Genomic DNA, 24,855 nt, shown 5'->3' with positions numbered 1-24,855 from the left:
AACAACGAACAAACATGAAGAAATCAAAATCACTCCCTTTCCTGCTGCTTTCCTGTTTCCTTGCCTTGTGCGGCCCTGCTGGTGCCGCGGTTGAGACGGAAGAACAGCGCATGCGCTGGTTCGACGAGGCCCGTTTCGGCCTGTTCATCCACTGGGGCGTTTATGCGGTTCCGGCAGGTGAGTGGCAGGGTAAACCGGTGGGCGGGATCGGGGAGTGGATCATGAAAAACGGCCAGATCCCGGTGACCGATTACCGCGCTTTCGCCAAGGATTTCACCGCCGCGAAATACGAGCCCGCCGCATGGGCCAAACTCGCCCGCACCGCCGGGATGAAGTACATGGTTATCACCTCAAAACACCATGATGGATTCGCCCTGTACGATTCCGACGTGACCGATTGGGATGTCATGGCCTCGGGGGCGAAGCGCGACCTCCTCGCCCCGCTGGCCGCGGCCGCGCGCAAGGAGGGTCTCAAGTTCGGGCTCTACTACTCGCAGGCCCAGGATTGGAACCATCCCGGTGGCGGCAAGGCCGGAAACAAAAGCTGGGACCCGGCCCAGGAGGGTGATTACGACCAATACCTCCAGAAAATCGCCCTGCCGCAGGTGAAGGAAATCGTCGCGCGTTACCAACCCGCCATCCTTTGGTGGGACACCCCGGTCAACATGACTGCGGAGAGGGTCAAGCCCTTCGCGGAATTCATGGCCCTGCACCCGGAGATCATCAACAACAACCGGCTCGGCACCGGGTTCAAGGGCGATACCAAAACCCCCGAACAGCACATCCCGCCGCGCGGCTATCCCGGCGAGCGGTTCGAGGTCTGCATGACGATGAACGACACCTGGGGATACAAGAAAAACGACCACAATTGGAAAAGCGTCCGCCAGATCCTCCGTAATCTGTCCGACATCGCCAGCAAGGGGGGCAATTTCCTCCTCAATGTCGGCCCCACCCCCGAAGGACAGATTCCGCCCGAAAGCGTCGAGCGCCTGGAAGCGGTCGGGAAATGGATGGCGGTGAACGGCGAGGCCATCCATGGCACCCAGCCCGGTCCATTTCCCCGGCGTCTGCCCTGGGGTCGGGTGACCCGGCGTGACAATGCCGACGGGAGCGCCACGCTTTACGCCCAAATCTGGGACTGGCCGGAAGACCGCCGCATCCTCTTGCCCACGGTCACCAGCACCCCCCGCACGGCCAAATTTTTGGCCGGTGGTGCCGCTGCCTCCTGCAAAAAAACGCCCGAAGGGCTGATGGTGGAATTGCCCGAAAAAGCCACCGATGCCGATGTTTCCGTGATCCGGCTGGATTTCACCGCACCGGTCAGTGTGACCCAGGAGCCCTTCATCACCCCCGGGCCCGACGGACGCGTGGTCTTCAGGGCGCTCGATGCCGATGCCAATGGCCACTACGACGGTAACATCCAGGTCCGCGGCAGCGGGGCCGACACCTACCTGACCGATTGGAAAAACCCGAAGTGGAGTTTGGAGTACCAATTGAAGACGGCCAAGGCCGCAACCTGGAACGTGCTGGCCGAGGTGGCCGCGCCGGAAGCCACCGCTCTGGAGGTCGAGGCGGCAAAAAAAATCAGCCCGGTGAAGATCGAGGCCACCGGGCCCGGCTTGAGCTGGAAGAAAATCGCCCTCGGCACGATTGATTTGCCCGTCGGCGAGACTTCCTTTGTCCTGAGAGGGGCCAAGGAGGGATGGAAGACCCTGAGTGTCCGCCATCTCTGGCTGGAACCGGTGAATCCCTGAATCCCAAAATCCTTGAGCCAATCATGAACCGATTCCTCTCTGCGCCTGTTTCGTGTCTCCTTCTTGGCCTGGCCTTCCTGTGGCCGGCGCCGCTCCTTCGGGCGGCTGCTTCGCCCCCGACATCGGTCAACCAGGTCTTCCAGTTCATGCAGAACGGCACCTGCACCGCATGGAGTGACGGCCAGCCCTCCAAGGCCACCTCCTATCTCTGGATTCCCGAGAATTGCCGGAAAGTGAGGGGACTGCTGATCCTCTGCGCCAACGTGCCGGAGCACCGCCTGGTCGGACATGAGGAAATCCGCAAGGTTTGCGCCGCCCTTGATCTGGCCATCGTCTGGAGCGTGCCCAGTTTCATGAACTTCCGCAAAACCCCGGAAGGAAAGAAAATGCAGGACGAAATCCAGACCACCGTCGATTTCCTCCAGCAGCAACTCGACGGCCTGGCCCGGTCTTCCGGATACGATGAGATCGCCACCGTGCCCTGGCTGCCCATTGGCGAGTCGGGACACCTCCTGATGGTCGATGCCCTGGTCGAGAACCGGCCGGAGCGTTGCATCGCCGGCATCTGGCTCAAGAACAGCCACCTGCCGCCCAAAAACCGCCAGGTTCCCGCCCTGGTGGTTTTCGGGACCGCCCAGGAATGGACCCAGGACAAGAGCGATATCCGGACCAAGTGGAATGACATCGGCAAGACCTATGAGGGCATCCTCGAGCAGCGCGCCAGAAATCCGGAGTGGCCGCTCAGTTATGTGATCGACGGCCACAGCGGGCACTTTGATTGTTCCGAAAGGTTGACCGCCTACCTCGTGCACTACATCGAGTGCGCGGTCCGGGCCCGCCTGTCGGATGATGGTTCCCCCGTGCTCAAGCCGGTCGCCCTGGCCAGCGGTTATCTGGCCGACCTGCCCGTTCCCGGTCATGAGAACAAACCGGTGCAGCGCGCGGACAAGCCCGCCGCGCTGCCCTGGTATTTCGACGAAGCCTCCGCCCAGGAGGCCCAGGCCATCGCGGCCATCAACTGGAAAGCAGCGACCCAATTGCCGGTTTATTTGGACAAGGAAAACAAGGTCCTGCCCCACGATTTCAACGGGATCACCAATTTGAAGGAGCTGGCCTACGAGGATGACGGCCTGACCTTCACCGTCCGCGGCGGCATGGCGGAGTCCATCCCCGAGGGGTTTCTCAACGCCGGGGAAAAACTCGACCGCGCTCCCGGCGAACCCGTCTTCGAGTGGTTGTGTGGGCCTATCGAAGCTTTGGGAGATGGACGTTTCCGGATATCGGTCGACCGTGTTTGGCTCGGGGGTGGGGCGACCTACATCGCCCTGCGGCATCCGGGGAACGCGGAGATCCGGGGCGTGGTCCAGCCCGCCGGATTGGATCTGCGCGGCGCCATCCGGAACAAAAGCGGCAAACCCCAGAAGATCACCTTTGATCCCATCCCGGACGTCCCGGCTGGCACGCCCTCTCTGGCGCTCAAGGCGGTTTCCGATTCGGGTCTTCCCGTGCGGTTCTTTGTCGTTTCGGGTCCGGCGGTTGTCCAGGGGGAGCAACTCGAATTCACCCGCATTCCCCCGCGGTCCAAGTTCCCGGTCGAGGTCAACATCGCGGCCTGGCAGTGGGGACGTTCCACGGAACCTTCCGTGAAGATGGCTGAGATCGTCACCCAAACCTTTCGCATCACGGAACGATGATTCATCCGCATCCGCGCGCCGTGGCCTAACCATATGACAGCATAAACGGTATGTTCAACGGCTTGAAAGGAAAAAGGTGGCCGAACGGACTGTGGGATCAGGGCGTATGAGCGGGCATTGGAAAATGATGGGCTTGGTGGGGTTTCTGGCCATGCCGGTTCTGCTTTGCGCGGGCGGCATCGAAGAGGACTTTGACCGGCCCCCCGTCTCGGTCAGGCCCTATGTGTGGTGGCATTGGATGGGTCCCAACTTTTCCAAGGAAGGAATCACCAAGGACCTCGAAGCCATGAAGGATTCAGGCATCGGTGGCGCCACCATCTTCAATATCACCTCCGGCGTGCAGGAAAGCAGCAGCCCCTTGGGAAAGACGCCCTGGCCGCAAAACACGTACCGCGGTCCCGCTTATTGGGACGCCATGCGCCATGCCGCCCGTGAGGCGGGCCGACTCGGGCTTGAACTCGGCCTCCACAACACAGTCGGCTACTCCACCACCGGGGGGCCCTGGATCGATCAGACGCGTGGCATGCAGCGACTCGTTTGGAGTGAAACTCTTGTCCAAGGCGAGGGGGTACAAACTTTCACCCTGCCGCGTCCGGAAATCCCCCCTTACCGCGGATGGGGTGGGGGGACCAAGGCCCCAATCACCTATTTTCGCGACATCGTGGTCCTCGCGGTGCCTGCGGAAGGTAACCTTACCCGGGACAAAGTGCGGTTGATCTCTGAACGGATGGCAGAGGATGGCACGTTGACTTGGAGAGTGCCTCCGGGGTTGGGGGCATGGAAAATCTATCGTTTCGGCCATGCCCCCACCGGGGCGACGCCCCATCCTGTGCCCGATGATGTCCTGGGCCTGGCCATGGAGGCGGACAAGATGAGCGCGGAGCAGACCCGCTTCCACTGGACCCAGGTTCTCCAGCCCCTGCGCGCATGTCTGGGGCCCGAGTTCGGGCGGTCCTTCCGCCATGTGCTCATCGACAGCTACGAAGCGGGGGACCAGAACTGGACCCCGCGCTTCCGTGAGGAGTTCCGCCGCATGAAGGGTTATGATCCGGTGCCCTGGCTGGTGACCCTTGGGCAGATCCTCACCGGGGACAAACAGAACAGGCAACGCCGGATTCTTGGCACGGAGGAAGAAACGGCCCGCTTCGAATACGACTACCGCGATGTGGTGGAGGAACTCTACCGCACCCGGGGATGGGAGCCCGCCAGGGATATGGTCCATCGCGAGGGGTTGGAACTGCACTTCGAACCCTACAGCGGGCCGTTCGACACCGTGGCCGGTGCAGCCCTCGCCGACGTGCCGATGGGGGAATTTTGGAACCATAGTTCGGGGGGTATTTCGGCGGGTATTGTGCCGGCTGCGAGGGCCGCTGGTCGGCGCATCATCGCGGCCGAGGCCTTCACCGGTCTGCCGGTGAACAGCCGCTGGGATGAAACCCCGGCACGGTTGCGGCGTTCCGCCGACGGGGCCTTCAGCGCGGGGGTGAACCGCCTCGTGCTCCACCACTGGGTGCACCAACCGCTCGATGACCGCTTCGTGCCCGGTTTCGGGATGGGTTGGTGGGGGGTGCACTTCGGACGCCACCAGACCTGGCTCGACCAGGGGCGGGAGTTTTTCCTCTACCTGGCTCGCACTCAGGTTCTTCTGCAGCGTGGCCACACCCCGGTGGACGTGCTTGGCATCGGTCGGCCGGAGGGGGGAGGGGATGTGGTGCCCCCGCATGTGTTGGACGAGCTGCGGGTGGATAACGGGCACATCCTCACACCCGGCGGACGTTCCTACCGCGTTCTGACCTGGAACCACGGGGGGGCGCTCCTGCCCCAACAGGTGGCCCGGTTGCTCGAACTGGTCCGTGACGGGGCGGTGTTGGTCTCGCCCCGTCCCACCCGATCTCCCAGTCTGCGGGATTACCCTTCCAGCGATGCCGAGGTCAACACACTCGCCGACGAACTCTGGGGTCGGGCCCCCGGTGCTCCCGGTCCGGTGCGTGTCGGTTCGGGCCGGGTCTATCCTTCGACAAACACCCAGGATGCCCTGCGTGATCTGGGGTTGGACCGTCCGATGGTGAGCCAGGACAAAGGTTCGGCCAACGTCCGGGTCCTTCACCGCCGCGTGGAGGAGGAAAGCACGGATCTGTTCTTCGTTTCCTCGGACGCTGACCAACCGGTGCGCGCCTCACTCTCGTTCCGGATCACTGGACGCCTGCCGGAAATCTGGGACGCGGAGGAGGGCTCGCGCAAGCCGGCCCGCGATTGGCGTGTGGATGGTGATCGCACGCAGGTCGCACTCGAATTGGCCGCCGGCCATTCCTGTTTTGTCGTCTTTCGCCGGCCAACCGCCGGGCTTTCTGCCACCCCGGTCCCGGCCATCACCACCCGGCCGCTGCCCGTCAAGGGCCCATGGGAAGTGTCCTTCACCCCCGGATGGGGCGCTCCCGGACAGGCCGTTTTTCCGCAATTGGCTTCCTGGTCGGATCATAGCGACCCCGGCATCCGCTATTTCTCCGGGACCGCCGTTTACCGAACAAAGTTCGATTGGTCCGCCGGGGAAACCCAGAAGGGTCCGGTCTGGCTCGATCTCGGCGACGTCCGCGACCTGGCGGGCGTCCGTCTCAACGGCCGCGATTTGCGCACGCTCTGGTGTCCCCCATACCGGGTCGAGGTCTCGCAGGCCATCCAGACCGGCGGGAACACGCTGGAGGTTTCCGTCTCAAACACCTGGCACAACCGCCTGATCGGCGATGAGCAGGAACCCGCCGACGTGGTTTTGGGGAAAGAACGCACCTGGGGCAAGGACAAGGTGTTTGTCGGGCGTCCGCTCGTTGGTTTTCCCGATTGGGTTCTCCAAGGCCTCCCCCGGCCCTCCACCGGGCGCAAGTGCTTCGTCACTTGGAACTATTTCACCAAAGATTCGCCTCTGATTCCCGCCGGACTTCTGGGCCCGGTGGTTCTGGAGATCCAGGTTCCCGTTCCCACTTCGAACCGGTGAAGAACCGCCCAATCCACCCCAACCCTATGACCCATTTGAAACGTCCTCCGACGGCTTGCCATGTTCATTCTTCCAATATTCGCGCTGCCATGGTGGCGTTGGTCTTGATGCTTTGGTCGGCGGTGCCCCTCCGGTTGGCCGCGGCCGGATCACCCGCTGCCGGGGCACTCCTCGAGCGCATCGCCGGGGGGACGGTGTTTGGAATCGCTTTCGATGGTACGGAGGTGCGGAACGGATTGCGCCTCATCGTCCGGCAAGGCGAGGGCACTCTCGGTTTCACCCTTGAGAACACCGGCTCCTCCGACCTCGCCCTCGACTCTGTCGTGTTGGCGGAATTCGACCACGGGTTCCTGCCCGAAACTCCCTTTTATGGCGAAGGGTTCAGCATGTTCTGCTCCACGGGCGGCACCCTGGCCAAGCCCCTCCCCGGTGATCCTTACACCGACGAAGCCCACTACCGCCTGCCCGGACTGAAGGGTTTCGCGACCACATACAATTACACCCTGCTCCGGCCGCAGGACGGCCGGCCCGTGCTCATCGGGTTCACCTCCTGCCGCCGCTTCAATGGACGCTTGCATTGGAATGCGGAACGCTTGCGGATTTCTCTGGCCACCGAGGGGTTGGTACTCAAGGCCGGGGCCAGATGGACCCTGGAGGATCTGATGGTGGTTTCGGGCCCCGATGCCGACAAGCTGATGGAGACCTTCGGCCGGGCGATCGCAAAGAGCCATCCACGCCTGCCCTGGCCGGAGCGGCCCACGGGGTGGTGTTCCTGGTACGGCTACGGCCCCCGCATCAGCGCAAAGATTGTGGCCGACAATCTGGCGGCGATGAAGACCCATTTGCCCGGTCTGCGCTATGTGCAAATCGACGACGGCTACCAACCTTGGATGGGCGATTGGCTGGAATCCGGCCGCTTGTTCCCCGAAGGGATCCCCGCCCTTTGCCGCACGATCTCCGAGGCGGGCTTTGTGCCAGCGATCTGGGTCGCCCCCTTCATTGCTTCACCCGAGTCCGAACTCTTCCGCAAACATCCGGATTGGTTCGTTAGGGATGCCGCCGGTCGCCCCCTCAGCACCAAAGGGGTGACCTTCCCCGGTTGGCGACAGGGACCGTGGTACATGCTCGACGGGACCCATCCCGGGGCCCGGGCCTACCTCACACAGGTTTTCCGTACCATGCGCGGGTGGGGCATCCGTTATTTCAAGTTGGACGCCAACGCGTGGGGCGCCCTGCCGTTTGGGCGCCGGTACGATCCCGCGGCCTCGAGCGTCGAGGCCTATCGTATGGGCATGCGTGCGGTGATCGAGGGCGCCGGACCGGATGCGTTCATTCTGGGTTGCAACCACGCCTACTGGCCTTCGCTTGGAATCATCCACGGTTCGCGCACCTCGTACGACATCGGGCATTCCTTCCCGGGCTTTGTGCGGGTGGCGCGCCAGAACCTGCTGCGCAATTGGATGAACGGCCGGCTCTGGTGGAATGACCCCGACTGTTTGCTGCTGCCCCAACCGGTGGACCCGGCCCGTTTGCCGCCCCTGGAGGGTCCGGACGGCGTCAAACGCGTGAACGAGGCCATCACCCAGGACCGTCTTTCGTTCCATCTGGCCGCCACCCTCGCCACCGGTGGGATGCTTCTGTCAGGCGACCGGCTGGTGGATTACGACCGGACCAGGTGGGCGTTTCTCGCCAAGGCCCTGGGTGCTCCGGGCCGGGCGGCGCGGTTCGCCGACGACCGTCTCGAAGAAGGGGTTCTCGACAACGGCGACGAGAAGTGGTTTTTCCTCCTGAACTGGGAATCGGCACTGCGGGCGCGCTTCGTGGCCGTTCCCGAGGGCGGAACCCTGTCCGACTATTGGACAGGCCAGTCCTTGGAGAGATCCGGGGGCCGGACCGAGATCCTGCTGCCGCCCACTTCCGGACGGGTACTCGTTTGGAGGAAAACGCCATGAGACGGTGCTGTGTGGAAGGGGTCGCCGTGCGGCTTTCTCCGGGCAGGAGCGGCGTGATCCGCTTCCCTGCGATTCTTGGCTTGTTCGCGGCCGCTGCATTTGTCCATCTGTCCGCCGCGTCTTCCGGTCCCATGCCGGTGGTGCCGGCGGATGAACTCGGGAGGATTCCGCGGGTGTTCCCCGCCGAGGGTTTCTCTTCCGGGAATCCCTTGGTAAGTCCGCTCTTTTTCGAAGGGGCCCCGTGGCGTGGCCAGCCCACCCGCGTTTTTGCCTGGCTGGGTCTGCCCAAAGTCCCCGAAGGAACCCGCGTGCCCGGCGTGGTCCTCATCCACGGCGGCGGCGGTACCGCCTTCGCTTCCTGGGTCGGCCTCTGGGTCGAAAGGGGATACGCGGCCATTGCCTTCGACACCAGTGGATCGCTGCCACAGCCCGAGGGCGACCCCCGCTCGCGCAACCCGGTGGGCGGCCCACCGGGTGGGAGTGCGGTATTCGCGCAGCTGGCGGAGCCCCTTGTGGACCAGTGGCCGTTCCATGCCCTGACCGCCGCGGTCCGGGCCCATTCGCTTCTGCGCGCCCAACCCTGTGTCGACCCCGCACGCACCGGGGTGACCGGGATCTCATGGGGGGGATATCTGACCTGCCTTTTTGCCGGAACCGATCCCCGGTTGAGCTTTGCCATTCCTGTTTACGGCTGTGGTGATTATGGGCAGACGGTGTTCGCCGCCAAATTGGCCGGGTTGCCTCCCTCTTTGTCCGCCTTCTGGCGGGAGCAATGGGACGCCTCCCTCTATCTTCCGCGGGCGCGGATCCCCATGCTCTGGGTCAATGGAACCAACGACCATTTTTTCTGGATACCTGCCTGGCAGGCCAGTCACCGGATGATCGACCCCGGTCGTCGCACCCTCTGTTTGCGCGTGGGCATGAAACACGGGCATCCTCCGGAAGGTGACCCACCAGAAGTCGTGGCTTTCGCCAACAGTCTCGTTTGTGGAGCAGATCCTCTGCCTTCGGTGCATTCTTCCTCAGTGGATGGCGGAGTCTTCCGTGCCCTCTATTCATCCCCCCGTCCCATCCAGCGGCTGGAATTGATTTTTTGCACCGATGCCGAATCTCCTTGGGAAAAAAAAGCCTGGCAGACCCAGTCCCTGCCGATCCAAGGTGGAAAAGTCGAGGTCCCTTTAGTCCGGGGAGTCCGCTTTTGCTTCCTCAATGTGACCGACGCTCGGGGACTCGTTTCCAGCTCCGAGGTGTTCTTCCTGCCTGCCCCCTGAGTTTGCTTGAGTGAACCGATACGCCACTTTTTTTGCATCCAACTTCCCTCTGCATCATACAAGCAGGGAGAAGTAACATCCGGATATACTAAAACCTTTTGCGCAAAAGAATGAAATATAACGACCATTAAGGAATGAAATTGCAAGTAGATGACGGTATCTTAAACTACAATAATGACTTTTTCTTTTTGGCGTTCGAGCACGGCGCTTGGGGTCTTCTCCGTGGTGTGGTGTGGGGTTCTCACGGCCCAGACAGTCACGGTGACTGCTCCCGACCCCGATGCCAGTGAGTCCGGCCTTTATCCCGGCTTGTTCCGTCTGACCCGCACGGGCGACACTTCCCAACCGCTGACGGTGGCCCTCGCGACCAGTGGCACGGGCGTTGCCGATGAGGACTTCGAAGCCCTCCCGGCCACGGCCACTTTTGCCGCCGGCAATGCCACGCTTGATGTGCCTCTGCTGCCGATCAACGATCCGAACGAAGAAACCGGCGACGACACCGTGGTCCTCCAAGTCCTGCCGGGTGCGGGGTACAGCGCTGGCGTTCCCGCTTCGGCTACGGTGACCGTGGTCGACAACGAGACCTTCACCAACACGTCCCCCTTCCACACCACCGCCCTGTCGGTCAATGCCACCGCCATCCGGCTAGACTGGGTCGACAACTTCGAGAACGAGACCAAATACCGTGTGCAATACCGTGCCGCGGGGAACAGTTCCTGGACCACCATCGACAACCTACCGGCCAACACCACCGCGCATACCGTTTCCGGTCTGACGACCGGCGTGGTTTACGAATTCCGGGTCAATGCCTATCAAGGCAGCACCGCTTCGCAGAACCAGACCGAAATCCGGGCCGTGCCGCTCGCTCCCCAAAGCCCGGCGCCCGCTTTCACCACCTTTGAGCAGTGGCGCGTGGCGCGTGGCCTGGACCGGGGCTGGCGTGCCGTGGCCGGAGGCACCACCGACGATCCCGATGGCGACAGAAAAAACAACCTGCTGGAATACCTCCTGGGGACCGACCCTTGGTCGCCGGATGCTGCCAGCCTGCAAATCAGCGCCGCCCCGGCCTCGGTCGGGCTGGTGTGGCCCGAACAATCCGGCCTCTTGGATGCTTCTCTTCGTCTGGAAGAATCGGCCGACCTCGCCACCTGGGGGAATTCCACCCTGGGCACCACCGCTGGCAACGGCACCCGCAGCGCCACGGATGCGCGAGGGTCTGCCGCCCGTTTCTATCGGTTGACACCGGGCACGACTTCACCTGCCACCCCCTCGGCCATCATCACCTGCTGGGGCGACAGCCTGACCGGCAATCCCGGGACCTACGTCGACAAGCTCAAGGTCCTGCTTCCCGGAAATCGTACGGTCCAGAACTGTGGTATCGGGGGCGATACCTCCCTCCAGATTGCCGACCGCCTCCGTGGGGTCACCCTGACCAGCCCGATTCCCGCCTATGCCGTCTCCACACTGGCTGGAACCCCCGTTCGTCTGGTCGCCTCGCGCACCACGCATTCCCGCATCATGAACACGTCCAACCGGAGCAGTTGGACTTCCTACTCCGCCACCATCGCCAACGTATCCAAAGTCGAGTTCTTCAACTTTGGTGTGAAAATCGGCGAGTCTTCGACCCCGCTCTCCGCCACTGTCACTTCGAACCGCACGGCCAATCCCTCACGGCTCATCTCCCCGGGCCACCCATACAGCAATGGCGACGTGGTTCACTTCCCCGCCGGACCGCTGCCCTTGCCGTTGATTGTCGGCAAGACCTATTACATCCAGAACGCCGATGCCGGCGGGTTTTCCCTGGTTGAGGCCGACACCCAATTCACCGTGACCGCCAGCACCACCGCTCCCAGTGGCCGCTTTGCCTCCGCCGGGCATCCCTATGGCAATGGAACGGCTGTTTCCTTCCGGCGCGGGGCCGCCCCTCCCGGTCTCTATGGGGAACGCCTCTATTATGTGCGCGATGCCGACAGCGGGGGCTTTTCCCTTGCTGATACGCCGGACGGGCCGGCCCTCACCATGGTCTACAACTACAGCGGGGCCGTCCTCGGGCCGCCTTCTTCCACCGTCGTCTCGCTCGCGGCCAATTTCAGCGCCCCCACCGCGATCCGGGGGCCGTTTGTCCTGGATTGGGTCCATCCCGGCGGTCCCACCTCGATCACCCTCCGCACCCACACCGACCGCGATGGCAACACCTTCATCTTCTGGATGGGACGGAACAACAACGGCCGGCCACATGAGGTTCTGGCCGATCTCCGCGAGGCCGTCGGTCAGATCAAAGCCCTCGATGGCCGTTTCCTGATCGTCTCGGTCACGAATGGTGGGAACGAGGGGCCGGGGGTTTCCTATTATTGGAACACCATCAACCTCAACAGCCTGTTGAAAAAGGAATTTCCCCATGAGTTCGTGGACATCCGCAGTCCCATCGTCATGGGGGCGCTGGACACGGTCGAGGAACAAGCCTTCCGTGCCGATGATTGCCCGCCGCCCAGCCTGCGCAGCCTGAACGACAACGTACACTTCAACGACGCCGGACAGCAGATCATCGCCGAAACCCTGGCGGCGGAAATCCAGGCCCGCGGCTGGTAGTCGGGGCGGGCGCGGAAGCGCGAGCTTGGCGCTCAAGCGTTTTGGGTTCCCACCCGTGTGGTGGCGCCCACATGGAGCGTGCTTGGCATGAGGATGGAGCGCGGCGGTTCATTGCTGTGCATGATCCGATTGTTCTTCCCAGATATGAAGGGGGAGGAATTCCGCTACATCTGCTGGTGGGAATAGGTCCACCGTTACTGGGACCGGATGATCGGGGTGATCTTTGCCGTGCCCTTGGTCGTCTTCTGATGGCGTGGATGGATCATACCAAATCATGTTGAATGTGCCTATATCAATCGGAGGGTCGCAGGCCCTGCGACCAAGCCGCACAGCATGCGGCCCTCCGGGGCGCTTTTGCGCCCAATCAATCGGATTTGGTATTACCCGCGGCTGGCACAGGCGTCTTCTCGTGCTCTTTATTCTCGGTGGTCTCCAGGGGGCCTTGGGATGCTTCATGATGGCCAGTGGGCTGGTCGACTGTCTCAGCGTCAGTCCCTAACGCCTCGCCGCCCATCTAGGCCTTGCCTTGGTTCTCTTTGCCTGGGTCCTCTGGCTGGCCCTCGAGATCCTCACCCAAGGTTTGCGCCGACGACGGGCGAGGGTGGGGTCCCGGGATGTTGGGGCAGGGGACTGTCAAATTGGGAGCGGCTGCTTCTTTTGTAAATCATCTATGGGGGATTCATGGCCGGAATGAAAGCCGCCATGGCACACCCCACCTTCCCCAATCTTTCGGGGGCTTGGTTGCCTGCGGCTTCGGCGTGGATCAATCCGATCTGGCGCAATTTCTTTGAAAACACCACCGTCATCGCCTTCACCTACCTTGGCTGGGGGTGTTGGTTTTCCTGGCGGGTAGCGTCCTGGCCGGTTGGATCATCGCCTGCGGCCCGGCCCGACTCCGTCAGCCCGCAGGATGGCTCGTCTTCCTGCTGCTCGTCCAAGTGGTATTGGGCACCGCCACCACCCTGGCTGCCCTGGGTCACATCCCCGTCGTCCTGGGTTCGCTGCACCAACTCAACGCCCTTCTGATCCTCGCCCTCGGTCTCTATTTGCAAAAACAGGCGACGATCTAAAACAGAAAAAACACTTCGGCCTTCGGTTGGTCAAAGAGAGTGGGCTGAAAATGGGTATGGAACTTGGTCCTATCTTTGAAAAAAGCCAGGCACTTCCAGCAGGAGCCTTCCTTTGATTCCGGCGGGCAACTTCCACTGGTTCGGGCCGGTTTGCTCCAGAGGAGCTCCGCCAAACAGTTGAACACGGTTGGCCCCCGGAGGCAGGCAAAGCAGCTCGTTGGCAAAGCCCATGCGCTCCTCGATGAGATCAATGTCCAGTGCCTTGCGCAGCGGGATGTAGTGAAGCAGTGTCAGAATCAGGTCCGGGCCGCGTCGGCGGGGATAGACTTGGATGGTGCTGGGGAGACCCTCACCAAAGGGGGCTGATCCGATCAGGTGGCGCACGGCCAGTCGCCAGACATCGCGGGCTGCGGTGTTTCCCGCTTTGCGGTATTCCCGGAAAAGCGGATCGGCGAAATAAACGAACCTCTGACTGGCCACGACGACTGGTTGCCCGCTGGATTCCGGGCGGGGCGGGGTTTGGAGATGGGAGCAGAAATGGACATCATCTCGCTGGAAGTAGGGAAGCACGCGCTCGACCCACACATCGGTGCCTTCCCCCGCTTCCACAACCAGGCCCTGCTGGTAAAAAACACGGTCGCTGCGGGCGAGCGTGGAGGAGAATGCAGGCTTGGCGCGCCAGTAGGCCGGATAGGCCTCGGCCTTTCCCTTGATCCGTATGGGCAGAAAGTCGAGCAACCATCGTCCGTCGGCCGCGCAGCCGCCTTGGTGGGAAATGAGGAGATGCCCCCCATTCTCGTAATACTGGCGCAGGCGATTGGCAAAGTCTTGAGTGAGGGTGGTGCTGTCGCCTAAAATGACCAAATCGAGTCCCTGAAGGGTATCTTCCGCGTCCAGCAACTGGCATTCGTAATGGGCCTCTTCGCACATTTGAATGGCCCCTTCGTCCGATTGGGCCGTCAGGTTGGCGTCCAGTCCCGGGGTGCCACTGGTGGCGATGCCGATCTGGATCAAGGGTTCCGATCCGTGATAAAAGGGCTCTGCTGCGGCGACCTGTTGGTAGACGGCGCCGATGAGATCGTAGGCCGCCATATCAAGCTGGCCGCGGGGATGGAGTTGGTCCCCGATCGAATTCGCCCCCCCCATGGCCTGCGGGCGGAAGCATTCGAACTCCAGTGCGGCCTGGGGTTTGATGCCGCCGAAGTCCCCCCACATGGTCTGGAACCGCCCGGTCATGCCCAACCATGGTTTACCCCAGTGGGCGGTGGAGCGTGCCAGGCGTGGAAAATGGAAGTAGCCCCAGAATCCGGATGGCAGGGACTCGATTTCCATGTGGCTCATGTGGGCATAGCGCGCCCGGGCACCGAGTCCCGGTTCAAGGAAACTGTCGGAACCGGCATTGAAGAAAACCGTGGCCTCGGGGCGGGCAGCACGGATGAGATCGCTGTAACGCTTGGAGAATACTTCCTGCGCCTTGGCCAGGAAGCGCTCGTGTCCGGCAGAGGAATCATCCAACAATCCGTATCGCTGCCGGAACTCGCGTGATTCGGGAGACCAGCATGCTCCCTTCGGAAAAAAACAGATGTCGTAGAAAAAACCGTCCACTTCGCTCCCGTAGCGCTCCAGCACCTCGCGGGTGAGATCTTCGATATGTTGCTGATAGGCCGGATGCAACCAGTTGAGGAATTTCCATCCACCGGGCTGGGGCGAAGGCCAGTCGGCAAAGTGGCCGTTCTGGAACAGGGCCCGCCATTCGGGATGCATTTGTGCCGAAAGGGCATCCCAGCCGACCGTGAGGTAGATCGGGCAACGGATGCCCTCCCGGTGCAGGGCCTCGATTTGTTCTCCGAGAAGGTCGGGGTGGGATGGGGACAACTGGGGGTGGACCGGACAGACTTTTGAGGGAAAGTAGGTGAACCCGTGGTGGCACTTGGCGAAGATCGTGACGCTGTTGACGTGCGACTGCTTGAACGTCGAGGCAAAGGCCCGGGCATCAAATTCCGCGCCCACACCGGGTATGTGGGGCGATGTGTGGAAATCCAGGTGGACCTGGCGCTGGTGTGTGAAGAGCGGATGGTTCACATCAGAAAGGCCGGATAAATTGGATGCTTGCGCCAAAGACAAAAAAGGACCCGACACTTACCACCACTTCCAAATGTTGGTTTCGTTGGGTCGTGAATTGTAGTAATTGAGACCGCGGTCCCCTACAAGCTCCTCGACATGGTAATCTGCAAAAAGATAGAGCGCTTTGTTGCCTGGGCGGGAGACGCGGTAACTGGCCTGCACCTTGCTGCTTGTACTGGGAGCTTGGTCGGGACTCATCGGGAGGGTATTGAGTCCATTGATTTCGGCGACGACCACCGTTTTCGAAGGATTGGGAATGCGGTTGATGTATCCATCCCATTGAGGGTCGTTGGTGTATTTGTTGTAACTAAAGGCGATCGGACGGGTCCAGAGTTTGTACTGCGATCCGGGAGAAAACCCCGGATAGGGGTCGCAGGCCCGGCTGAAAAAGGGGCTGTTGGGTCGGTTGACCCAGTTGTAACTCGTGCGATTCCAGTAGCTGGCGATTGGGGGAAAGTAGCGGTCCACCGATTCGGCCCAAACATAGGCTTCCGTCTGCGGGACCGGGGGCGGCAGCCGGATGTCATCATTGGGAAGGCGTCCACCGTTTTCAGATGAAAATGCAGACATGGCCAATCCAATTTGTTTGAGTTTGTTGATGTCTTCCGCGGTGCGGGCCCGATTGAGTGCGCTGTTGATCGAGGGAATGCCCAGTGCGGCGAGGAGGCCGATGATGACCACCACCACCAACAATTCGATAAGTGTGAAGGCGGAGCAAAGAGTTTTCTTTTGGTGAGTTGATGTCATAAGGTATGTGTTTGTGGTTAGGATGGAAGAGATTTTAGGGAAGAGGGGCAAGGTGGCGGGGTGCTTGAACGTCTCCCGGGACGGGTTGCCAGCGCCATGAGCGATGTGTTTCCAGCGCCTGGCAGGAGATGGGCTGGGGAGATGGGGATTCTGCCGCTGTCAGCATTTCGAGGCCGAAAGCCGCGGTGGTTTCTCCCAGTGCCTCGGGCTTGAATGAAACCGGGCTGCCCGTGTGTAAAATCGCATCGACAAAGGCACCCTTGGCATCGCTCCCGCTCGCCCAGCGACCGGGTTGGCCGTCAAAAAGAACTTCTCCCGGGTGGATGGCCATTCGGTGGCTGCCGGTGCCGAGCGTCCATGTCCCTGACGGCAAAGACTCCACCTGTGCACCGGGGGATTCAAGCAGGCAGCGCAGTCGTAGATCCGAGGCTCGGAAGACGCCGTCTTTGGGGCGGTCAAGACTGACATGCCAGTCGCCCTGTCCCATTGCCAGGCCCAAAACTGCCAACAGGCGGGGGCCGGACTGCCGGATGCGCAGCCTTCCGGAGGCGAATTCTTTACCATCCTTGAGGAGGTTGACCCGGAAAGAAGCAGTGTTGCCTGAGTCCGTCGCCCAGAACGCTGTGATAGGCCGGTGTTGAACCCAGGTGGTTTCTTCATTGATGCTACCCAGACAGGCATTGGCTGTGAACCAACTGGTGAGGGCGACCTCCGGAATGGAACCCCGGGGCAGCATCCAGACTTGGCGGACTTCATGGGGATCGGCAGGGAGACGGGCAAAACGCATGACCGCCTCCGGAGGGCAGGCGAACTCTGTCCGGTTATCCAACAAGTCTGGAAAAGCGTTGAAAGGCATGGTTTCGACTCCCCGGGGTGGCACTCCACTGCGAAGCCACAAATAGAGGGCCAGCGAGCCGCGCAATTGACCGCTGTAGGCCCGGCTCTGGGCGCCCGCCCACTGGCCCGTCCCCGGGTGGAACTGTTCTGCGGTAAGGATCCAGGCTTTCTGTCTCATCCACTCCGCATCGGCGCGGGCGGCTGGGTCCTCGACGAGTCGGAGGATGCGCTCCAATTCTTGGATGAGCACCACGCCGTAGTCGGGACTGTTGTATTCGGGCACTCCGCCGTTGCGCTCAAAAGAAACACGCTGGGCGGAGATGCGACGCCGGCCATAGTCCACAAAGGAGGGTTCGTCCAGAATTTCTCCAGCGGCCAGAGTGACGGCGGCCCCCATGGCGCAGATGTTGGTGTAGCCCGGCCCAATGTTGCGTTTGATGATGCAATTGGAAGCGTGCCGGAGTGATTCGCGCAGGCGCACGACGAGTGCGGGATCCAGAGGCGCCGCATGATTTTTCAGGATTTCCGCAAGCCGTGCGCCGATGAAATCGGCCCAGTTCCAATCGGCCGGTGCCATTTTTTCAGGAGGTTCCTCCACGAACCAGCCCCACAGACCGTAGAACTTCGAACCGGGATCGGTGACTTGCAGGTCGACCAGCTTGGAGAGGATCTCTGATGCGCGGGTCACGTCTTCCGGCCGCCCGCGCATCAGGAGCAACTGCGCGTACTGGGCGGTATCGTGTATGTGGTGGACGGTCTGGTCTTTGGTGGTGCGCGTGTGGTAGCCCGGACCGCCGCCTTTGGCGGAGATAAATCCCACTTCGGGATTGAATCGCCGCTCGCGGATGGAAATGGCCTGTTCCAACAGCTGGGAGACTGGCGGGGCGGAGCGGGGCGGATCCATCTTGTAATGAGCCTGAGCCGGAGTCTGGGCCATGCTGCCTGAGAGCCCAATGGGAATGGGGCCAGAGGCTAGGACAAACAAGGTCATGATTCGGCAGAGGATTTTCATACTGATGGGCGGCAATCCGCGCATTCAGGAGGTTCGATGGGGATATGAAAGTGGGGTCGGTTATTCAAAGGCTGGTCCCCATTTTATTTATAGGATGGCGAAGCAGAGACGGAAATTTTGCCCAAGCCCAGATCGAGGCCGTTGGGAACGGGAACCCCCCAAGTGTTTACTGCGGGGTCGGACGGTCCCAGTTGGTTGCTAAAGATGATCTGCCAAATCGAAACGGGGGGAGGCGACAAGCTGGCTTCGGTGGCGCCGGTTGAAGGATAAAAAGTGTCGAGCCGGAAAGAAAAGGTTTTCCATCCCTGCCAGTCGGCTTTGACCTTGGTCCAAAAGTAGACCCGGGGGAAGAGATCGGCGGCCTTGGTGTCCGCTCCGTCACGGAGCAGGACCACGAATTCCGTCTGACCGGGGTTGGAATTGAATAACTCCAAGTTGAGGTAGCTTTTTCCCGCCCAATTTTGTTCTTCTTTTGCGACTGGCAGGAAATGCAGTGTGGTCGCTGTAGGATCGAATTTCAATGTGGGGACTTTGCGCCCCCCGGCTTCCAGAGTCACGGCGGTGGGACAGCCTTCTGGTTTGATATTGAGATCGGCGGCTTGGGTTTGGTTGTGGATCGGCGTCTGGATCAAGAACGCTGCCAAGAACAAGCGGGTGACGGATGCGTTAATTCTCATGGTTAGTTAGGATTGGGTTTTTGTTCTGTAGTGGGATTGGAAATTCGTGTAGCAGCGGCCGCGCGGATGGCAGGGGCGTGGTCGCGCTGCCACTGAAAAATAGAAGGCTCCGCCGGCTGCGGACGGTCAGGCAAGGTGGAGGGCACGTCCGATGCCAGCGTGTTGCCTTCGTCGCGCAATAGATGGGTGCGGCCACCGGCAAATTCGACCAATGGAGCTGTCACGCCAAAGAAAGTGTTGTGGAAGAGTTCCACACCCACGCTGTCGGCACCGAGTAGGACCGCCGGTTTAACCGCCTTGCGGAGCACAAAAACGTTGCCGCGTATGATATGATCGAAGCTTTTTTCCCGCGCATAGACCGCGCGGCCGTTTTCGGAGACGAAGCGGTTGTGCAGGATCATCCAAGCTTCGTTTCCTCCCAGCATGTGCAGGCAGTCTTTGCGGGCCATGACATCGTTTCCGTAAACCACATTGCGTGGGCCCTGCGGGCCATGGATGCCACTCCAAGGGCCCGATGCATAGAGACCGTGTCCGTAACTGCCGTCGCCTCCCCGCGCATCGATGAAGTTGTTTTCAAGCAGGTTCTCGTGTGTCCACCCCGCGTGCCACTGGCCGTCGCTGCCGAGGAAGCGGCCGTTGCGGATCACGTTACCGGATGAGTTCCATTGGAGGTTGGGCGCATGCCGCATGCCGCGCACCTCCACGGTATCCATCAGGCTGTCCCAGGTGCGGTCAAAACCGATGTAGCCGGTGCCGCCCCCTCCCTTGAAAATCGCTTCGTCAAACAGACAGTTGCGCACTTCGATGTGCTTTGACATCAGGAAGTAGGCCGAGTTGCGCCCGACGTTGCGCACGGTCACATCGTGCATCCAAAAACCCCAGACGTTCTGGGTGTTCACGCCCGTGGTCCACAGGTCGTCAATGGCGTGCCAGAGGGTATGCCCGATGCGCGGGCCGGGTGCTGGCTGCCCGGGCACCACCATCTGCTCCAAGTGCAGGTTCTCGATCCCGCCCATGTTGAGTGTGGTGAATTTGACCACATACGAGCCGTCCTCAACCAGAAACTCCACCCGCAGGGGCTGGTTCAGCGTCAGTTTGCCTCCGGTCACCGAGTCGATCTGGTACAGGTTCTGCGCTTGAATTTTCCAGTGGGAGTGGTGTCCGACCAGGTTCTTCCATCGATCGCTGGCCGGTGCCACCAGGCTGATTTTGTCGCCGGGCTTGAATCCATGTCCGTCCGCCAATCGGATCACCTGGTCGCCACGGCGCCCGTCGGCTACCAGCGGTTTCGGACTGGAGACCTGGCCGCGGCCGACAAAATTGATCGCCCCCAGTTGGTCCGGTGAGGGCTCACCGGAGAATCCTTTGGTTAGACGAAGTCGGATGGTCGCCTCGGCTCGGTCGCCGTTTTGGTATTCTGCGATGGCGGTGAGCCCATGTTCCCCTTCACCGAGCAATCCGAGCACTTGGTTCCCGCTGATGCGAAGGGCAAAAGTATTGCCCCAATGATCCGCCCGCACTTTCCGGGACAGGCTCTTGTCTCCTGCTTTCAATTCCATCGCCACCAGATCGCGCGGATTGGCGTGAAATTCAATGGACGTGCCCTGGTCGATTTGCTGGCCTTCTTTCAACCGGAAAAAGCGCACGTTGCCGTAGGGCACATGGTAGCGGAAGATCAAACGTGTTTTCTCGCGTCCGGCTCCACGAATCGCCACTTTGTTTCCAAAAACCATCACCGGTTCGTCGAGATAGAAAGTCCCTTCTCCCAGTTCGATTGCGCCTCCACCTTCAGCCGCGACCCTCGCCGCCGTCTGCTCCAACAGGGCTGCGATGCTGTCGCCGTCGCGCACGCCGAGATCGGCCATCCGCGCAGCGACCGGCAGTTTGGGAATGCCGCCCGGAAGCCCGGCGTAGGTAAAATCCGGGTAAACCAGTCCGTCCGGTCCGACCACGTCCGCTGCGGTGAGCTGGTTCTTATCCTCGGGACGTAGTTTGTAAGTGGCCCGCCAGGGTGCCGCGATCACGATGGGCCTCTTCAGGAGTTCGAGGTCGTCCACATCAATCACGTAGTTCGGGCTACGAAAACCTGGTCGCTGGATCAGCACTTGCAATGAGACCGCGCGCATCGGGGGCATCCCGTTGACGAAACCCGGATTCCACTCACTGGGTTTCCCGGTGCCGATCCGGCCTTCTTCCCGGCTTAATTCGGCGCCATCTGGGCCCAGAAAGCGCAGGTAGATGTTGGTGCCCGCACCAGAGACGACCCGCGCCTGCCAAGTAAGCCGGTAGGCCGACTCCGGATCAACTTGGAGTTTGGGTCCGAGAATGAAGGCATTTTTGTCATCGTGCCGGCTCTCGATTCGCAGCCCTTTCGTGCCCGAGCGTGCGGCCTCGGGTGCGATGCGGGCCGTTCCCTCGGCGGCGGAAAAATCCCAAGACGACTCCGCCTGTTCGAATCCGTTGTCCGGCATGGCGGTCGGTTTCCATGGTGCTTCCACAGGTGGTGTGTCAGGTTTCGTTGCGGTGGTTGGGGACGATTCAGTCACAGGATTGTCAGATTTGAAGGGGAGAGGGGGAGAATGGGCTCGGTCGCATCCGGAAGTACACAAGACCAGCGAAACGGCCAGTGCCGGGATCACTTCGCGATGAAACCGATGCTTGTGTGTATACATAGAACGGGATGCGGTAAGGTTGTCAAAGAATTGATTTTTTACCGGAATCGCCGCTGCGTGGCGCACGGGGATCATAGCCGGGTCGCGGCCCTGATTGATCTTTGACCGCTTCGATTTCCTTCATGGGACGAAAGCCGATCACGCGCTGTGTCCCCGGGCGTAAGCCGTCCTTCTGTTGGTCTTGGATGGTCAGGCCTTCATTTTCGATGAAGGTATTGTCTTTGGCGCCATTGATTGACGCGTAGAAAGTGGGGGCATTGACTATGACATTGCGCCGCACAGTCACGAATTGGGTGAAGTTGTCCAAGTAGATGCCCGCGAGCCAGACATTGCCCGTCCAGGGGTTGCGCACCAGATCGGAGATATAATTTTCTTCTATGACTGTTCCGTGCTGCTGGCCACCGAGGGTATAAATGGCCCCGCCATCATCCAGCAACTGCATGACCCGTTGGATGCGGTTGCCTCGGACCCGGTTTTCATGGCAGCCCCAGTCCTTGTAGCCACCGGGTTGGTTGCCGATTTGGATGGCCGTATAAGGCAGGTCGGAAATCTCGTTGTGGTCGACCAACAGTTTGCTGACGAAGTGGGCCAGGATGGCGCCACCGTTGACGTATTGGCGGCCGCATTCACGGATGCGGTTGTTCCAAATGGCGTTGTTGGTGCAGCGTTCACGGATCAGGCGTTCGTGATCGCCGGGGCCCTCGGCTTCCATGAAGCGCAAAGGGCGCGACTCGGGATCGATTTCGATTCCATTGGCCATCACCGGGCCGATTTCGTTTCCCTCGATGTCCGAGTTGGAAACATTCTGCCAGAATTGGATTCCGGTCGCTCCAGCGTTGCGGATGCGGCATTTTCTCACTGCGAAACCGTCCGCATGGCGCACGCGGATCATGCCGGTGGGGTAGTCCCTGCCCTCGTAGTCACGGGGTCCGCCGTAGGGTTGGGCCAACTGGGTGGAAGGAAACGAGCGGGTGCTGGGACGCGTCCAATTGCTTGTCTCAAAACCAAGGCCTTGAATTTCCAGATGCCGCACGGGTTGGTCCGGCGTTCCTTCGACGGTGAGTAACACATCCAAGCGGGGCACTTCGACGACATGCGAGGAAGGGTCGACCCCGGAACCGAAGCGGACGCGCAAGATTCCGCTTGCGGGGTCGTGATGCCACTCTCCCACTTCATCGACGAACGTGGCGGCTCCCTCGAAATAGAAGGGGACGTTCTTGAAGTAATCCAGCGGCTTCACGAAAAACGAGGCCTCGTCGGGAGAATCGATTCCGATGGCCGTGTGCCCGTCCGCCTTTTCCACTGCCCCGACTTTCCCGCGGTAATGGGTCCAATGGCCGTTCCAGACCACCTCCAGCACAGACTTTCCCGCCAGGGCCTTCACTTCGTCCCAAAGGTCGCGCTGGATGTGCAATCGTCGGCCCTTGATATCCGCTCCCGTCATTCGCCAGAAGGGACCGTGCCAGCCTCCGTTTGGGTGGCGCGCCCGCGTCAGAAGCTTGCCATCCAAGTAGACCTGGCGGAAAAGGGCAGGGCCGACCGTGGCTTCATAAAGGCCGGCGCTGGCTTCGGTGACACGCCAGCCGGTCACCACTTCCCCTCCGCTGAGCACCGGAAGCACCCCTTTCGCCGCACGATAGACGGTGGGTGCTCCGCCCCGTCCGGAATCCCCGGCATCCAGATGGAGGGTCTCCCGGAGCCGGTAGGTGCCGCCGAGGAAATGGACGGTCACTGGTCCCTTGCCCGCTTGGTTTGCGGCCCGTGCGGCGTCCCGCGCGGTCTCCAACCGGGTGAAGGGCCGTTGGCGGGTCCCGTCACCGTCTTTGCCGCCCTCAGGAGCCACAAAGAATTCGACGGGATTGCTGGCCAGTGCTAGCGCAGGCAGGAAGATGAGAGCCAAGGGGAAGTGTCGTGGGATCAAGGTGCTTGTTCCTGCAGGATGTTGCGGGCTTCCAAATCGGCGCGGATGGCGCTCATTTTTTCATCGGTCAGCGGATAAAAATGCAGACAAACCAACGCGATGGCGTAACCGGTTGCGGGCACCCCTGCGAAGGCCATGCGCCAGATCCACGTGGTTTGTTCGGCCTGCGCCGCCCCCAATGCGGGATCAAAGCCGCTCCAGTCGAGCAACATCCCGGAAAAAACCAGAAATACGCTCATGGCCATCTTTTCCATCCAGTTGGCCACGGCCGCGTAGCTGCCCGAGCGGCGTTGCCCGGTTTTCCATTCGTCGTAGTCGGTGCAGTCGGCTTTCATCGGGTTCACGAGCAACCAGAAGCAGGTGAGGGCCGGGGAGAGGAAGAGCGCCGTCACAAACTGCAACCAAGGAGCGGCCGGTGTATAAAGAAAATACTGGCTGATCGAGCCGAAAATGCCCACCCACAGGGCGCCTTGCATGACCCGTATCTTGCCGAAGCGCGCCACCAGTTTGACTGAAAAGGGAAGGATGGTGAATTTCACGATGTAATAAAGCGTCGTAAACGCGGCCGCGTAGGCAGCGCCGGTCTTGGTGTCGCCATTGAAAATATAGTAAGTATTGATGTAAACGGCGAGCGAGCCGATCAAGGTTGGCACGGCCAGCATGGTGGTCACGACTCCAAGAACCAGCAGAACGAATGGCCGGTTTGACAGCGTTAGCACAAACCCGTTCCAGAAAGAGGATTTCTCGCCTTGGAGCGCGGAGGCATCGCGTGGCTCGCGGCATCCCAGGAAGACCGGAAGCGCGGAGGCGAAAAACACGACCCCGCAGAGCACTCCCAGCCAGCGCATCCCTGTGAGGGTGTCGGGAAAAACCTCCGATTGAGCACCGCGATAAATCCAGGGCATGCCCAGCGAGACCGCTGCAATGAAATAAGTGCTCCAAGCCTGCAGACGGGTGCGTTCGATCGGGTCGGGATTCAATTCGTAGCCCAGGGAAAGGTAGGGCACACAGAAAACCGTGGTGGATGTGTAGTATAGGATGATGCAGCCGGTGAGCCACGCGAACTGGCCCCATTCCGGCCATCCGCGCGAGATAAACCAGAAGAGCGGAAAGGTGAGGGCGCAGAGCAATCCGCCCAGCAGGATAAATGGACAGCGTCGTCCCCATGGCGTCCGTGCGTTGTCGCTGAACCATCCCATTACTGGGTCGGTGATGGCGTCCCAGAACCGACCCACGGCAAGGGCCACACCCACCAACGTGGCGTTCATACCCAGAGAGATGTTGAAGATCGGAAAGGCCAGCTGGGACAGCAACGAATAGGCCAGAACAAAGGCGATGCCCCCAGAGCCGTACCCGATTTTTTCGCCCAAGGTGAGGGGTTTGGAAACGGAGGAATGTTCAGGAGTTTTCAGGACCGGGCCTGCAGCAGGGGACTCCGGGGTAATGGCGGGGGAACTCGAAACGAGAGGCGTAACCCGGACGGGATCTTTCATGTTCAGAGGGTGTGGAGGCGGGTTGGGAGATCGTTCACGAAGCCATTATTGAA

General features: G+C 61.1%; 14 protein-coding genes. 7 read left to right on the top strand and 7 right to left on the bottom strand.

Annotation, left to right across the window (positions count from 1 at the left end; genetic code table 11):
• Positions 1 to 14 precede the first annotated feature (14 nt).
• The 7 genes from SFU85_00425 (at position 15) to SFU85_00395 (ending at position 13,319) form a co-directional block, all read left to right on the top strand.
• Positions 15 to 1,754, top strand: a complete 1,740-nt coding sequence (locus SFU85_00425; protein ID MDX6765234.1) for an alpha-L-fucosidase — start codon at positions 15 to 17, stop codon at positions 1,752 to 1,754.
• A gap of 23 nt (positions 1,755 to 1,777) precedes the next feature.
• Positions 1,778 to 3,448, top strand: a complete 1,671-nt coding sequence (locus SFU85_00420; GenBank protein ID MDX6765233.1) for a hypothetical protein — start codon at positions 1,778 to 1,780, stop codon at positions 3,446 to 3,448.
• 106 nt (positions 3,449 to 3,554) lie between these two features.
• Positions 3,555 to 6,437 (top strand): glycosyl hydrolase, encoded by a 2,883-nt coding sequence (locus SFU85_00415; GenBank protein ID MDX6765232.1) that lies wholly within the window; start codon positions 3,555 to 3,557, stop codon positions 6,435 to 6,437.
• 89 nt (positions 6,438 to 6,526) lie between these two features.
• Positions 6,527 to 8,389 carry a glycoside hydrolase family 36 protein gene (locus SFU85_00410; protein MDX6765231.1) on the top strand — a complete coding sequence of 621 codons (1,863 nt, stop codon included), beginning with the start codon at positions 6,527 to 6,529 and terminating at the stop codon, positions 8,387 to 8,389.
• Complete coding sequence (locus SFU85_00405) at positions 8,386 to 9,660, top strand: acetylxylan esterase (protein ID MDX6765230.1); 1,275 nt, start codon at positions 8,386 to 8,388, stop codon at positions 9,658 to 9,660. Before SFU85_00410 ends, SFU85_00405 begins: the two co-directional genes overlap by 4 nt.
• Before the next feature lie 174 nt (positions 9,661 to 9,834).
• Positions 9,835 to 12,249: a fibronectin type III domain-containing protein gene (locus SFU85_00400; protein ID MDX6765229.1), complete on the top strand. Its 2,415-nt coding sequence runs from the start codon at positions 9,835 to 9,837 to the stop codon at positions 12,247 to 12,249.
• Between the two features lie 830 nt (positions 12,250 to 13,079).
• Entirely contained in the window at positions 13,080 to 13,319 is a 240-nt protein-coding gene (locus tag SFU85_00395; protein ID MDX6765228.1) for a hypothetical protein, read from the top strand.
• Between the two features lie 69 nt (positions 13,320 to 13,388).
• Here SFU85_00395 and SFU85_00390 read toward each other — a convergent pair whose 3' ends face one another.
• The 7 genes from SFU85_00390 to SFU85_00360 form a co-directional block, all read right to left on the bottom strand.
• Positions 13,389 to 15,401: an alpha-amylase family protein gene (locus tag SFU85_00390; protein MDX6765227.1), complete on the bottom strand. Its 2,013-nt coding sequence runs from the start codon at positions 15,399 to 15,401 to the stop codon at positions 13,389 to 13,391.
• A gap of 57 nt (positions 15,402 to 15,458) precedes the next feature.
• The gene (locus SFU85_00385) at positions 15,459 to 16,190 is read right to left on the bottom strand and encodes a prepilin-type N-terminal cleavage/methylation domain-containing protein (protein ID MDX6765226.1); all 732 of its coding nucleotides are present in this window, start codon (positions 16,188 to 16,190) and stop codon (positions 15,459 to 15,461) included.
• A 34-nt stretch (positions 16,191 to 16,224) separates the two neighbouring features.
• The gene (locus tag SFU85_00380; GenBank protein ID MDX6765225.1) at positions 16,225 to 17,931 is read right to left on the bottom strand and encodes a hypothetical protein; all 1,707 of its coding nucleotides are present in this window, start codon (positions 17,929 to 17,931) and stop codon (positions 16,225 to 16,227) included.
• Between the two features lie 191 nt (positions 17,932 to 18,122).
• The gene (locus SFU85_00375) at positions 18,123 to 18,716 is read right to left on the bottom strand and encodes a hypothetical protein (GenBank protein MDX6765224.1); all 594 of its coding nucleotides are present in this window, start codon (positions 18,714 to 18,716) and stop codon (positions 18,123 to 18,125) included.
• 2 nt (positions 18,717 to 18,718) lie between these two features.
• Positions 18,719 to 21,214, bottom strand: a complete 2,496-nt coding sequence (locus tag SFU85_00370) for a hypothetical protein (GenBank protein ID MDX6765223.1) — start codon at positions 21,212 to 21,214, stop codon at positions 18,719 to 18,721.
• 196 nt (positions 21,215 to 21,410) lie between these two features.
• Positions 21,411 to 23,309 carry a right-handed parallel beta-helix repeat-containing protein gene (locus tag SFU85_00365; GenBank protein MDX6765222.1) on the bottom strand — a complete coding sequence of 633 codons (1,899 nt, stop codon included), beginning with the start codon at positions 23,307 to 23,309 and terminating at the stop codon, positions 21,411 to 21,413.
• Complete coding sequence (locus tag SFU85_00360; GenBank protein MDX6765221.1) at positions 23,306 to 24,802, bottom strand: MFS transporter; 1,497 nt, start codon at positions 24,800 to 24,802, stop codon at positions 23,306 to 23,308. The genes SFU85_00365 and SFU85_00360 overlap by 4 nt, the downstream gene beginning before the upstream one ends.
• Positions 24,803 to 24,855: the final 53 nt, after the last annotated feature.

This window comes from Candidatus Methylacidiphilales bacterium (genome assembly GCA_033875315.1).
Taxonomy (GTDB): domain Bacteria; phylum Verrucomicrobiota; class Verrucomicrobiia; order Methylacidiphilales; family CAZTYG01; genus JANRJG01.
The sequence above is the reverse complement of the archived record's forward strand: the minus strand, read 5'-3'. Positions and strand labels throughout refer to the sequence as shown.